Here is a 12,947-nt window from a genome sequence, read left to right as displayed (position 1 = left end):
GCTCTCCCGATATCTTTAACTGGCGATGCTAGCGGGAGCGTGGTGAAGAGGGGGTTTCGCCGCGGCCGAACTGGCCACCATGCTTAATGTTGCGTATAGGAACTGGCGCGAAACGGAGACTTGCGTGCCGATTGAGAACATATCCGCCGGCGAGCTCGAACTCATCGTGCCGAATCTGCACAGGCGCTATTCCGGCGTCACCGCGACCAACCGGATGGTAGCCCCGCTGCTGGCGAAGATGTTTCGCGCGGCCTGGCTCGGCTCGCACCGGCCGGGCGGCTTCGCCGCGTTGGGATTCGTCGGCCTCATGCGGTTGTGGCGGCGACAGGCGCCGCTGATTTGGCATGCACGCCGCAACGACGAGATGATCGCAGGGCTCGTGCTGCGTGCGCTCGGCTGGCCGCTGAAACTGATCTTCACCTCGGCGGCGCAGCGCCATCACACCTGGCTGACGCGCTGGCTGATCCGCAACATGGATGCGGTCATCGCGACCAGTCCGCTGTCGGCGTCATATCTGAAGCGCGATGCGACGGTGGTGATGCATGGTGTCGACACGGATCGCTATGCGCCGCCGGCCGATCGCGCCGCAGCGTTTGCCGAGAGCGGGCTGCCAGGGCGCTACGCGATCGGCTGCTTTGGCCGCGTCCGCGCACAGAAGGGCAGCGACGTGTTCGTCGATGCGATGTGCGCCCTGCTGCCGCGCTATCCGGATTTCACCGCCGTGATCGTCGGCGCCGTGGTGCCTGAGCAGCAGGGCTTTGCCAATGAATTGAAGCAGCGCATCGCCGCCGCAGGCTTGCAGTCGCGCATCATCATCACCGGCGAGCTGCCGATCGAGGATGTCGTGCGCTGGTACCAGCGTTTGACGATCTATGCCTTCACCTCGCGCAACGAAGGCTTCGGCCTGACCCTGATCGAGGCGATGTCGACAGGCGCGGCGCTGGTCGCCGCGCGCGCGGGCGCCGCCGAGTTCGTCGTCGAGGACGGCGTCACCGGCGTGCTGACGCCGCCGGGCGACGCCGCCGCGCTGGCCGCCGCGCTGGAGCCGTTGATGCGCGACGTCGCGTCGGCCAAAGCGATGGGGGCGCGGGCGCGGGCACAGGTTGTGGATAAGTTCAGCCTCGATGCCGAGGCGCGGGCGATCGCCGAGGTCTATCGCACGCTGATCTGAGCCAGCACGCGCTGGGCGATCTCGACCACCTCTTCGGCAGGAAGATCGCGCATGCAGCGATGATCGTTCATGGTGCAGACCGTGCGCTGGCAAGGCTGGCACGGCAGCTTGCTCTTGGTCTGCAGCACCGTGGCGGCGAGGCCGTTGAGCGGGGCCCAGAGATAGGGGCTGGTCGGGCCGAAGATGCCCATGGTCGGCGTGCCGATCGCGGCCGCGATGTGCATCAGCCCCGAATCGTTCGTAATTGCGACGCTGGCCGCGGCCATCGCCAGCACGCCGTTGCGCAAGTCGGTGCCGGTGAGATCGCGGACCCTTGGCCCGCCGGCGGCCGTGATCTGTTGCGCCAGGGCCTTCTCGCCGGGACCTCCGACCACCCAGACGTCGAGCCCGCGCTCGGCGAACAGCCGTGCGGCCTCCGGGTAATAGGTCCAGCGCTTCGACTCGCCGACCGACCCCGGGCCGAGCGCGATGGCCGGCCCGGTGCCCAATCCATTGGCCTGCCGCCACCCGGCGGCCTCCTCGGCGGGAACCCTGAGCTGCGGCACCGGCCATTCCGGCGGGCGCGGCGCGCCGTCAGGCAGCGCCAGGACGGCATTCTTGTCGATGAAGCGCGGCAGCTGCCGCTCGCCCCAGCGCATGGCGTTGATCAGGCCGAATCGGGCCTCGCCGAAGAAGCCGACCCGCTCCGGGATGCCGGCCAGGGCCGGCGCGAGGGCGGCCTTCCAGGTGCGCGGCAGCACCAGGGCGGTGGCATAGTTCCGCCCGCGCAGTTCCGCGGCGAGCGCCCGCTGCTTGCCCAGCGCCAGCTGGCTGCGCGGCAGGTCGAAAACCACCCCGGCGCGGACCCCCGGCATGTAGTCGACCAGCGGGGCGCATAGCCGGGTGACCAGCAGGTCCACGGGCCGGTTCGGCCAGCGCTTGCGGAGCACCCGGACCACGGTCTGGCCCCGGACAAAATCGCCGATCCAGACATAGGGAATCACCAGGATCGGGCGCGTATCCGAGGCGTCCTGGGTCTCGATCCCTAATACTGAATTGTCGTTCATAGCTAAAAATGGCCAAGCCGGACGATTGCGGCCATTCCGGTATCTGGTTCGCACAGGCAGGTCAAAGCCGTCGTTGCCTGCGGCGCTGGAGTGGGGCAAAGCTGGCGGCAGCAAGTGAAATTTGGTGGGATTTCCATATGTTTCTCGTAACCGGGGGTGCCGGTTTCATCGGATCGAACGTCGTGGCGGCGCTCAATGACGCCGGCCGCAGCGACGTCGTGGTCGCCGATACCCTCGGGCACGATGGCAAGTGGCGGAACCTGGCGAAGCGCCAGCTGGCCGACCTGGTGCCACCCGCCGAGCTCGGCGACTGGCTGAAGGGACGGCACCTCGATGCCGTCATCCATCTCGGCGCCATCTCGGAAACCACCGCGACTGACGGCGACCTCGTGGTCGAGACCAATTTCCGCCTCTCGCTGCGGCTGCTCGATTGGTGCACCGCCAATGCGACGCCCTTCCTCTATGCCTCGTCGGCCGCGACCTATGGCGACGGCGACCAGGGCTTCGACGACGACCCGTCGGTCGCGGCGCTGAAGCGGCTGCGACCGATGAACCTCTACGGCTGGAGCAAGCAGCTATTCGACCTCGTCGTCGCCGAGCGTGCAGCGCGCGACGAGAAGCTGCCGCCGCAATGGGCCGGGCTGAAGTTCTTCAACGTGTTCGGTCCGAACGAATATCACAAGGGCCCGATGATGAGCGTGCTGGCGCGGCGCTTCGACGATGTCAAAGCGGGCCGCGCCGTGCAGCTGTTCAAGTCGCATCGCGACGGGATCGCCGACGGCGACCAGCGGCGCGATTTCATCTATGTCGACGACGTCGTGCGGGTGATGTTGTGGCTGCTCGCGACGCCCAATGTCAGCGGGCTGTTCAACGTCGGAACCGGCACGGCGCGCAGCTTCAAGGACCTGATCGTCGCCGCCTATGGCGCGCTGGGGCTGCGGCCGAACATCGACTATGTCGACATGCCGGAGCAGATTCGCGGCAGCTATCAGTACTTCACGCAAGCCGCGGTCGATCGCCTGCAGCACGCGGGCTATAACGGCGGCTTCACGGCACTGGAAGACGCAGTCGAGGCTTATGTGAAGGGTTTTCTCAACCGCGCAGATCGCTATCGCTGAAGCGGGGCATGGTCACAGATGTTCGATTTTGAAGCCATCTCGCGTGCGATGTCCGGCCAGACCGTGCTCTGCGTCGGCGACCTCATGCTCGACGAGTTCGTCTATGGCGAGGTGTCGCGGATCTCGCCGGAAGCGCCGGCGCCGGTCATCGCGGTCCGGCGCAGCGAGCGCAATATCGGAGGCGCCGGCAATGTCGCGCGCAACATCGCCTCGCTCGGCGGCCGTTGCATCTTCGTCGGCCTGATCGGCGAGGACGCCGCCGGTGCGGCGCTGACCGCGGCGCTTGAGAAGGAGCACGGCATCGAGAGCGTGCTGGTGCGCGACGCCACCCGCCCCACCACGCGCAAGGTGCGCTTCGTATCCGAGCATTTCTCCACCCACATGCTGCGTTCCGACTGGGAGCTGGCGGCGCCGGCCGCGCCCGCGATCGAGCAGCAGCTGATCGATGCGATCCTGCCGCAGCTCGCGCGCGCCGACATCGTGCTGCTCTCCGACTATGCCAAGGGCGTGCTCACCGCGCGGGTGATCCGCAACGTGATCGATGCCGCGCGCCAGGCGCGCAAGCGCGTGATCGTCGATCCGAAGAGCGCCAATCTTGCGATCTATCGTGGCGCCACCGTGCTGACGCCGAACCGCAAGGAATTCGCCGAGGCGACCCGTAGCCGCGCCGACACCCAGGACAGCATCGCGCAGGCCGCGCCGGACGCCATGGTGCTCGCCGATTGCGAGGCGATGCTGGTGACGCAGGGCGAGCGCGGCATGACGCTGGTGGCGCGCGGCGGCCGGTCGATCCATGTGCCGGCGCTGCCGGTCAAGGTGCGCGACGTCTCCGGTGCCGGCGACACCGTCGCTGCGGCGCTGTCGCTGGCGCTGGCCAGCGGCGCAGACTGGGACGGCGCACTGCGGATCGCGAGCGCGGCGGCCGCGGTGGCGGTCGGCAAGACCGGCACCGCGATCGTCAAGCCGGATGAATTGCGGCGGCGGATCCTGCCGCACGCCTCGCTGGTGGCGGAGGAGAAGATCGTTGCGGCCGGCGGCGACATCGACGCGCATCTCGCTGCATGGCGCAGCCAGGATCTGCGCATCGGCTTCACCAACGGCTGCTTCGACATCCTGCATCCCGGTCACGTCAAGGTGCTGACCGCGGCCCGCAGTGCCTGCGACCGCCTGATCGTCGGCCTGAACAGCGACGCCTCGGTGCGGCGGCTGAAGGGCGAGGGACGCCCGGTGCAAGACGAGCGGGCGCGCGCCGAGGTGCTGGCGGCGCTCGAGGCGGTCGACCTCGTCGCGATCTTCGAGGAGGACACGCCGATCGACCTGATCAGGCGGGTGCGGCCGAGCGTACTGGTCAAGGGCGGCGACTACACCCGCGAGCAGGTGGTCGGCCATGAGATCGTCGAAGCCGCCGGCGGCGAGGTGGTGCTGATCGACATCCTGCCGGGCCACAGCACGACATCGCTGGTCGATCGCGCCCGCGGAGGCAAGGTGTGAGCGTGAGCATGGCTTCCTCACCGCAGGTCGCAGCGCTGCCCGCCTGGCGCGACCCGGCGCGCTGGGAGCTGACCAGCGATGTGGTCGCGGTCCTGATTGCGCTGTCATTGCCATGGTCGACTTCGCTGGTCGGCATTTTCGGCGTGGTGCTGCTGATTGCGATCGCGCCGACGATCGACATCAGGGCGTTCTGGGCGCTGTTGAAGCGGCCGATCTGCATCGTGCCGATCGCGCTGTTCGCGCTCGCCCTGATCGGCACGCTCTGGTCGGATGCGGCCTGGCGCGCGCGGTTCTATGCGGTCGAACCGACGGCCAAGCTGCTGGTGCTTCCGGTGCTGTTCTATCATTTCCAGCGCTCGACGCGCGGCACCTGGGTTTTCGTGGCGTTCCTGGTCTCCTGCACGCTGCTGATGGCGATGTCCTGGCTGTTGCTGAAATATCCCGGCCTTACGCTGAAGCCGCCGAACACCGCCGAGCGCGGCATCTTCGTCAAGGATCATATCAACCAGAGCCAGGAGTTCACCCTGTGCGCGGTGGCGCTCTGCTATCCGATCGTCATGCTGCTGCGCTCGAAGCGTTTCGCGTTGGCCGCGCTGCTGACCGCAATTGCGGTGAGCTTCTTCGCCAACATGGCGTTCGTGGTGGTGTCGCGCACGGCACTGGTCACGGTGCCGATCATGTTCGCGGTGTTCGCGCTGCTGCATTTGCGCTGGCGCAGCATCGTGCTGATCCTGTGCGGGGTCGCCGCGCTCTCCGTGGTGGCGTGGTCTTCATCGCCGCAGTTGCGCCGGACCGCCGAAAGCTTCAACCGCGATTACCAGCTCTACAAGCAGCGCAACGCGCCGACCTCGATCGGGCTGCGGCTGGAATTCTGGCGCAAGTCGCTCGGCTTCTTTGCCGAGGCGCCGCTGATCGGCCATGGCACCGGAGCCACGCGGGGCCTGTTCGAGCGCGTCGCGACCGGCGGCGTCAGAAGCGCCTCGGGAGAGGTGATCGGCAATCCGCACAATCAAACGTTGAACGTCGCCGTCCAGTGGGGCATGATCGGCGTTGCGCTGCTTTATGCGATGTGGATACTGCACCTGTTGTTGTTCCGCGGCGGCGGTCTCGTCAACTGGGTCGGGCTTCTCGTCGTGGTGCAGAATGTTTTTTCATCATTGTTCAATTCTCACATATTCGATTTTCACGAGGGATGGATGTATGTGCTGGGGGTCGGCGTCGCCGGCGGCATGGCGTTGAAGGGGCGGGCGGCGGCCGGCACGGAACCCGAACGCCCAGTCCGACCATGATCGCTGGCATGCGCGCTATAGATGCGCTATCAGCCTTGACGTCTCGTCCCAAATTCCCGTTTGCCGTTAACCCGTCCGCTGCATGACGCGCCTTTCACAGTTCACTCTGCGCAACTTCCTGATCTTGGCCCATGACGCGCTCGCGACGGCGTTTGCGTTGCTGGCGAGCTTTTATCTGCGTTTCGAGGGCAATCTGCTCGCCGACCGCTTGCCGCAGCTGCTGCGGATCCTGCCCTGGTTCGTGCTGTTCAGCATCGTGGTCAGTTATTTCTGCAACCTGACCACGGCGAAATGGCGCTTCACCTCGCTGCCCGATGCAGTGAACATCCTGCGCGTCGCGGTGATCCTGACGCTCGCTCTCGTGGTGCTGGATTATGTCTACTTCTTCACCGGGGCGGGGGCGCATGGCTCGGTCTTCCTCGGCCGCATCACGATCATCCTGTTCTTCTTCCTCGAAATCGCCGCCCTGAGCGCGCTGCGGCTCGGCTATCGCTATTTCCGCTATTCGCGCACTCGGCTGCATGCCCGCTCCGACAACGCCGCCCCTGCGCTGCTGGTTGGACGCACCGCCGACGCGGAGGTGGTGCTGCGCGGCATCGAGAACGGTGCCATCAAGCGGCTGTGGCCGGTCGGCGTGCTGTCGCCGTCGCCGTCGGACCAGGGCCAGATGATCCGCAACATTCCCGTGGTCGGCGGCGTCGACGACATCGAGGCCGTGATTCGCGATTTCGAAGGCCGGCAGCGGCCGATCAAGCGGGTCGTCATGACGCCCTCGGCGTTCGAACCGGAGGCGCATCCGGAAAGCGTCTTGATGCGCGCCAAGCGGCTCGGCATGATGGTCAGCCGGCTGCCGTCGCTCGAGAGCGGCGATGCGCCGAGGCTCACCAATGTCGCGGTGGAGGACCTGCTGCTGCGTCCGACCCAGAAGATCGACTATGCGCGGCTCGAGGCGCTGGTGAAGGGCAAGTCGGTGATCGTGACCGGCGGCGGCGGCTCGATCGGCGCGGAAATCTGCGACCGGGTCGCGACCTTCGGTGCGGCGCGCCTGCTGGTGGTCGAGAATTCGGAGCCTGCGCTCTATGCCGTCACCGAAGCGCTGTCCACCCGCGACACCGGCGCGGTGATCGAGGGCCGCATCGCCGACATTAGGGATCGCGAGCGCATCACGCGGCTGATGCGCGAATTCAAGCCCGACATCGTGTTCCACGCCGCCGCGCTCAAGCATGTGCCGATCCTCGAGCGCGACTGGAGCGAAGGCGTCAAGACCAACATCTTCGGCTCGGTCAACGTCGCCGACGCCGCGCTCGCCGCCGGCGCCAGCGCCATGGTCATGATCTCGACCGACAAGGCGATCGAGCCGGTGTCGATGCTGGGCCTGACCAAGCGGTTCGCGGAAATGTATTGTCAGGCGCTCGATCACGACCTGATGGCGCAGGCGGGCAGCAAGCCGCATATGCGCCTGATCTCGGTGCGGTTCGGCAACGTGCTGGCGTCCAACGGCTCGGTGGTGCCGAAGTTCAAGGCCCAGATCGAGGCCGGCGGGCCGATCACGGTCACGCATCCGGACATGGTCCGCTATTTCATGACCATCCGCGAGGCCTGCGACCTCGTCATCACGGCGGCGACGCACGCGATGACGCCGGCGCGGCCGGACGTTTCGGTCTACGTGCTGAACATGGGGCAGCCGGTCAAGATCGTCGACCTCGCCGAGCGGATGATCCGCCTGTCCGGCCTGCAGCCGGGCGTCGATGTCGAGATCGTGTTCAGCGGCATCCGCCCCGGCGAACGGCTGAACGAGATCCTGTTCGCGAGCCAGGAGCCGACCATCGAGATCGGCGTCGACGGCATGATGGCGGCCAAGCCGAACCAGCCGCCGATGTCGACGATGCGCAAATGGCTCGCGGCGCTGGAGGAGGCGATCGAGAAGGACGATCGCGTGACCATCCGCGCCGTGTTGCAGGACGCCGTACCGGAGTTCGGATCGAATGCAGCCTGATCGCGCCGTCGCGCGCGGTACGGACGCTCCATCGCGAAAGCCGCTGATGCGAAAGCCCAACAAAGTGGTCGTCGTCAGCCAGCATTATCCGCCGGATCATTCGACGACCGCCGCGATCATGGCCGCGATCGCCGAGCGGATCGCAGAGGATGCCGAGGTGGTGGTCGTCTCCGGCATGCCCGGCTCGGCGAAGGCCGCCGCGCCCGGACGGCCGGTCGTGGTCGAGATCAAGAACCGGCTGCCGGGCAAGGCGGCGCTGATCAGGCGTGCAACGGCCGAGCTGCTGTTCACGGCGCGGATCTTCGCCGCGCTGCTGACGCGGCTCAAGCGCGGCGACGTGGCGCTGACGGTGACCGCGCCCTTCGTGCTTCCCTACGCGGTGGCCGCCGCGGCCCGGCTGAAGCGGGCGAAGTCGGCACTGATCCTGCACGATCTGTTTCCCGACGTGCTGGTCATGGCCGGGCTGTTGCGGCCGACCTCGCTCGTCGCGCGCGCGATGCGGGCGATCAACGCGCTGATGTTCCGCGCCCTGAACGCGGTGATCGTGATCGGCCGCGACGCCGAGAAGCTGCTGCTGCGCTACCGCGGGATGACGCCGGACAAGATCAGGTTCATCCCGAACTGGGCGACGCTGCCGCCCGGCCCGCGGCCGGTGAGCCCGGACAATCCGTTCCGCAAGGCGATCGCCGCGCGCTTCGTCGTCGGGTTGTCGGGCAATCTCGGCTTCACCCACGACCCGGATATCGTGTTCGAGGCCGCGCGGCTGCTGCGCGACGAGGGGGACATCCATTTCCTGCTCTCGGGCTGGGGCATCGGTTTCGATCGCCTGAAGCAGATGCAGGCCGCAGCGCGGCTCGGCAATGTCACGCTGGTCGACCGTGTCGCCGACGGTGATCTCGATGCGCTTCTCTCCAGCGCCGATGTGTGGCTTATTCCCTATCGCAAGGACGTCGCCGGCGTGTCGGTACCGAGCCGGTTCTACAATCTGCTCGCGGCCGGCCGTCCCGTCATCCTGGTCTCCGAGCCGGAGGCCGAGGCCGCGCTCACGGTGAAGGAGAGCGGGCTCGGCTGGGTGGTGACGCCGGGCCGGCCCGATCGGCTCGCCGATGCCGTCCGCCTGGCCTCGCAGTCGCGGGATGCCGCGATGGCCGAGCGGGCAGTGGCGGCTGCGCGGACCTACAGTCCGGAGCGGGCGCTCGGCAGCTATGCCGCGCTGATCGGGGAGCTGTTGTGCAATCGGGACGTGGAGCGGACGGCATGAGCGACGGTCGACCGACGGTTCTGGTGACCGGCGCCAGCGGTTTCGTCGGCCGCCACGTCTTGCCCTTGCTGGAGCGCAACGGCTGGTCGACGCGCCGTGCCGTGCGAACCCCGCCTCGGGACGCCCGTGACGTGCAGATCGAGTCGCTCGGCCCGACCACGGACTGGCGCGCCGCGCTCGCCGGCGTGAATGCCGTGGTGCATCTCGCCGCGCGCGTCCATCACCAGGACGAAGAGCACGCCATCGAGCTCTACCACAACATCAATGTCGGCGGCACGCTGCATCTGGCGCGTGCCGCGATCGCGGCCGGCGTGCGAGATTTCATCTTCGTCAGCACGATCCTGGTCCACGGCCGCAGCAACGACGGGCGCCCGCCGTTTCGCGAGGACGACATCCTGACGCCGCGTGGTCTCTACGGCATGTCGAAAGCGGCCGCCGAAGTCCGGCTGAAGGAACTGGTGCCGGGCAACGGCATGCGGGTGACCGTGATCCGGCCGCCCTTGATCTACGGCGCCGGGGCCAGGGGCAATTTCGCGCTGCTCGAAAGGGCGGTGAAGCGCCGCATTCCGCTGCCGCTGGCCGACATCGATAACCGCCGCGCGTTCCTGTCGGTGCAGAATCTGGCCGCGTTCATCCTGCATCGCCTGACTCATCCGGGACAGGATTTCGACGTGTTCCTGGTGGCCGACAGCGAGCAGGTCTCGACGCCGCAGTTCATCGAGCGCCTCGCATTCGCGGCGCGGACCTCGCCGCGTCTGTTCTGGTTGCCGCCGCCGCTGCTGCGCACGCTGCTCCACATCAGCGGCCGCAGCGAAGCCAATGACAGTCTGCTCGGGTCGCTGGAGCTCGATCTCTCGAAGCTCGCCGCGAGCGGCTGGCGGCCGCCGATCAGCCTCGATGAAGGCTTGAAGCTCGCTTTGGATCAGACCGCAGGCTGATCGCTCCGCTTGCCCGGATCACGCGGGCTTGGCCGCGCGCGGCCGCGCGAAGCGGCGCAGCAGCAAGGCGACCGCGAGCGCACCGGCCAGCAGCAGGGCGATGTCGGCGAAAGCCGAGTTCAGCACGACCGACGCGAAGGCGAGCAGCGCCAGCACGACATTGAGAGCGAAGACGCTGCCGACGACGCGCCACACCGAAAAGCCGTTGTCGGTCGCACGCTGATAGAAGTGCGAACGGTGCGCGGCCCAGAACGCCTCGCGCCGCGCCATGCGGCGCAGCAATGTCACGGTCGCATCCGCCAGGTAGTACAGCGGCAGCAGGAGCGCCGCGGCGAACTGCTGGTGCAGCGCGAGCTGGAGCAGGCACCAGCCCAACAACAGGCCGATCGGCAGGCTGCCGACATCGCCGAGGAAGATTTTGGCGACCGGCCGGTTGAACGGAACGAAGCCGAGCAGCGCCCCGCATAGCGCGGCGGCGACGATCGTGGTCGCGGCCGGGATGTGGCCGAGGCTGCCGAGCAGCGCCACCGCCACCGCGACCGGCACCGCTTCGGCCGCGGTCATCAGGTCCAGCCCGTCCATGAAATTGACGAGGTTCACGAACCACAGGCCGGCGATCAGCAGCAAGGCGCGCTCGAGCAGGACGGGACAGGCCGGAACGATCCGCAACTCGCCGGGCGCGGCAAACACCACGGCCGCGACCGCGGCGGCTTGCAGCAGCAGCCGGGGCACGACGGGGAGCGGACGGACGTCATCGGCAAAGCCCACCACCGCGATGAACAGGCCGGCCGCGAACACGGTGAGCGGTACGGTCAGGTCAGCTGATCCCGCCAGCACGATCACGATGCCGCCCGCGAGCAGTGTTGCCATGACGACCGCGATGCCGGCGCCCTGCGGCGTCGGCGTCCGGTGCGAGGAGCGCGCATTCGGCTTGGCCAGCGCCACGCGCAGCAGCAGCGGCCGCGTCGCCTGGATCAGGAGCGCCGAGATTGCCGCGGCGAGGATCGCTGCGAGCAGCGACAGGAGGATTTCGAAACTGGTCATTGTGGCCGGCTATTGCGATACGGGGGCTTCGATCGGCTCGGTGCCCTTGGCGGCTTTTTCCGGGCTCAGGATCCACACCAGGCCGCCGAACACGCCGACCACGAACGAGACCGCGCCGAACAGCAGCGAAATGTTGACGCCTTCATTGGCGGCCAATCCGGCATATCCGAAGGCCAGGCCCATGGTGGCTTCGCGCACCCCCCAGCCCGCGATCGAGATCGGCATCATCGTGATCAGCATCACCGGCGGCAGCAGCTGGAAAATCTCGCCGAACGTGACCGGCGCCGCGATCGACTGCACCACGCACCAGCCGATCACGACGGCCATCACGTGAATCAGGATCGACAGCACGGCGACCCTTAGCCCGTGCGCACGGCTGAACAGCACCCGGTTGGCGACCACGGCGCAGGCATGGATGTGATGCGTCGCCCACCATTGCCGCAGCCAGGGCCACGGCAGGACGCCGATCATGAGAAAGCCGAATCCGGCGCCGAGCGCCGCCAGGTCGAGCAGCAGGAGCGCGGTCCAGCCATGGAAATCGGAGATCAGCCGATAGCTCCACGGCAAGGTCGCGGCGATCAGCACGGCCAGCGCGATCAGTCCGACCGCGCGATCGACGAAGATCGAATAGGTCGCGGCGCGCCAGCCGGCGCCGCTGCGGGCGACCAGCCACAGCCGCACCGCATCGCCGCCGATCGATGAGGGCAGCGTCTGATTGAAGAAGGTGCCGATCACGTTGAAACGCATTGCCTGCGAGGTCTGCAGCGGCGCGCCGCATTCGACGCCGATCTCCCGCCAGCGCAGCACGCCAAGGAAGATCTGCAGGAAGGTGATCGCAATCGCCAGCGCCAGCCAGCCGAGGCTCTCGAGCTGGATGCGCGAGGCGAGATCATGCAGATCGACCTTGCGCAACGAGAAATAAAGCAGCGCGGCCGAGACCACGATCTTGAGTGCAGAAAGCAGGATTCGGCGCATGTCGCCCGCGCTAGCCAGGTTCAGAATGTGTCAAAAACAGCGCAAAACGCTTTCGCGCGCCCAAATTCGCCGCCTTGGTATGGTTTCTGCAGCGATCTGGCAATAGGCGTCCCGGGTCCCTATTGCGGCAGGCTCGACCGGGCGGCTAAAGAGGCCGGAACGGGGCAGCCAGCCGCACACCGGGGGTTTACAATACCGGCAAAATGCGGGCCGGACGCTCTGGTTTGGGTGGTAGGTCTCCCGTGTTGCCCCCGGGCACCGGGCCGTCGACGCCAGGATGCCTCCCGCGATTTTGATGTGTCATCCACGGACGTGACAGGACTTGAGGCATCGATGAACCGACGAATTATCCCCCTGATCATGTGCGGCGGCGCGGGCACCCGGCTGTGGCCGGCCTCGCGCGAGGTGCATCCGAAGCAGTTCCTGTCGCTGTTCGGGGCGCGCTCGACCTTCCAGGAGACGCTGCTGCGGGTGTCGGACGCGGCAACGTTCGAGCGGGCGATCGTGATCACCAACGAGGCCTACCGCTTCATGGTGCTGGAGCAGCTCGCCGAGATCGGGCTCGAGGCCGACGTGCTGCTGGAGCCGATGCGGCGCGATTCGGGACCGGCGATCGCC

The 12,947-nt window shown here is 67.3% G+C and carries 11 protein-coding genes; 8 read left to right on the top strand and 3 right to left on the bottom strand.

All coding sequences use genetic code 11. From position 1 onward, the window contains the following. Nucleotides 1–79: 79 nt before the first annotated feature. Nucleotides 80–1,171, top strand: a complete 1,092-nt coding sequence (locus J6500_RS07635; protein ID WP_249781399.1) for a glycosyltransferase family 4 protein — start codon at nt 80–82, stop codon at nt 1,169–1,171. Here J6500_RS07635 and waaF read toward each other — a convergent pair. Then, nucleotides 1,153–2,217, bottom strand: a complete 1,065-nt coding sequence (gene waaF, locus J6500_RS07630) for a lipopolysaccharide heptosyltransferase II (RefSeq protein WP_225712074.1) — start codon at nt 2,215–2,217, stop codon at nt 1,153–1,155. The genes J6500_RS07635 and waaF overlap by 19 nt on opposite strands. 137 nt (nt 2,218–2,354) lie before the next feature. Here waaF and rfaD point away from each other — a divergent pair, with 137 nt between their 5' ends. The 6 genes from rfaD to J6500_RS07600 all read left to right on the top strand — a co-directional run bounded on the left by rfaD (nt 2,355) and on the right by J6500_RS07600 (nt 10,310). Then, nucleotides 2,355–3,335, top strand: a complete 981-nt coding sequence (rfaD, locus tag J6500_RS07625; RefSeq protein WP_225712073.1) for an ADP-glyceromanno-heptose 6-epimerase — start codon at nt 2,355–2,357, stop codon at nt 3,333–3,335. Between the two features lie 18 nt (nt 3,336–3,353). Then, the gene (gene rfaE1 / locus J6500_RS07620; protein ID WP_225712072.1) at nt 3,354–4,826 is read left to right on the top strand and encodes a D-glycero-beta-D-manno-heptose-7-phosphate kinase; all 1,473 of its coding nucleotides are present in this window, start codon (nt 3,354–3,356) and stop codon (nt 4,824–4,826) included. Between the two features lie 8 nt (nt 4,827–4,834). After that, entirely contained in the window at nt 4,835–6,115 is a 1,281-nt protein-coding gene (locus J6500_RS07615) for an O-antigen ligase family protein (RefSeq protein WP_225712071.1), read from the top strand. Between the two features lie 82 nt (nt 6,116–6,197). Next, entirely contained in the window at nt 6,198–8,111 is a 1,914-nt protein-coding gene (locus tag J6500_RS07610; RefSeq protein ID WP_225712070.1) for a nucleoside-diphosphate sugar epimerase/dehydratase, read from the top strand. Between the two features lie 46 nt (nt 8,112–8,157). Beyond that, nucleotides 8,158–9,372, top strand: coding sequence for a glycosyltransferase family 4 protein (locus J6500_RS07605; protein WP_225712069.1), 1,215 nt, complete (start codon nt 8,158–8,160; stop codon nt 9,370–9,372). Then, complete coding sequence (locus J6500_RS07600) at nt 9,369–10,310, top strand: NAD-dependent epimerase/dehydratase family protein (RefSeq protein WP_225712068.1); 942 nt, start codon at nt 9,369–9,371, stop codon at nt 10,308–10,310. The genes J6500_RS07605 and J6500_RS07600 overlap by 4 nt, the downstream gene beginning before the upstream one ends. A gap of 18 nt (nt 10,311–10,328) precedes the next feature. On the opposite strand, the gene J6500_RS07595 is transcribed toward J6500_RS07600, so the two are convergent. Both J6500_RS07595 and J6500_RS07590 read right to left on the bottom strand, forming a co-directional pair. Next, nucleotides 10,329–11,354, bottom strand: coding sequence for an MraY family glycosyltransferase (locus tag J6500_RS07595; RefSeq protein ID WP_225712067.1), 1,026 nt, complete (start codon nt 11,352–11,354; stop codon nt 10,329–10,331). A gap of 9 nt (nt 11,355–11,363) precedes the next feature. After that, nucleotides 11,364–12,329 carry a lysylphosphatidylglycerol synthase transmembrane domain-containing protein gene (locus J6500_RS07590; protein WP_225712066.1) on the bottom strand — a complete coding sequence of 322 codons (966 nt, stop codon included), beginning with the start codon at nt 12,327–12,329 and terminating at the stop codon, nt 11,364–11,366. Between the two features lie 333 nt (nt 12,330–12,662). Here J6500_RS07590 and J6500_RS07585 point away from each other — a divergent pair. Further along, the coding region (locus J6500_RS07585; RefSeq protein WP_249781398.1) for a sugar phosphate nucleotidyltransferase at nt 12,663–12,947 on the top strand (285 nt) is incomplete at its 3' end.

The sequence above is a fragment of the Bradyrhizobium semiaridum genome, from assembly GCF_020329505.1.
GTDB lineage: Bacteria > Pseudomonadota > Alphaproteobacteria > Rhizobiales > Xanthobacteraceae > Bradyrhizobium > Bradyrhizobium semiaridum.
This window is presented reverse-complemented; position numbering and strand designations above follow the sequence as displayed.

Bases quoted from the DNA above. Each gene is read 5' to 3' on its own strand.
- J6500_RS07600 (WP_225712068.1), top strand. From the start codon at position 9,369: ATGAGCGACGGTCGACCGACGGTTCTGGTGACCGGCGCCAGCGGTTTC.
- rfaE1 (WP_225712072.1), top strand. From the start codon at position 3,354: ATGTTCGATTTTGAAGCCATCTCGCGTGCGATGTCCGGCCAGACCGTG.
- J6500_RS07590 (WP_225712066.1), bottom strand. From the start codon at position 12,329: ATGCGCCGAATCCTGCTTTCTGCACTCAAGATCGTGGTCTCGGCCGCG.
- J6500_RS07635 (WP_249781399.1), top strand. From the start codon at position 80: ATGCTTAATGTTGCGTATAGGAACTGGCGCGAAACGGAGACTTGCGTG.
- J6500_RS07615 (WP_225712071.1), top strand. From the start codon at position 4,835: ATGGCTTCCTCACCGCAGGTCGCAGCGCTGCCCGCCTGGCGCGACCCG.
- rfaD (WP_225712073.1), top strand. From the start codon at position 2,355: ATGTTTCTCGTAACCGGGGGTGCCGGTTTCATCGGATCGAACGTCGTG.
- J6500_RS07605 (WP_225712069.1), top strand. From the start codon at position 8,158: ATGCGAAAGCCCAACAAAGTGGTCGTCGTCAGCCAGCATTATCCGCCG.
- J6500_RS07595 (WP_225712067.1), bottom strand. From the start codon at position 11,354: ATGACCAGTTTCGAAATCCTCCTGTCGCTGCTCGCAGCGATCCTCGCC.
- waaF (WP_225712074.1), bottom strand. From the start codon at position 2,217: ATGAACGACAATTCAGTATTAGGGATCGAGACCCAGGACGCCTCGGAT.
- J6500_RS07610 (WP_225712070.1), top strand. From the start codon at position 6,198: ATGACGCGCCTTTCACAGTTCACTCTGCGCAACTTCCTGATCTTGGCC.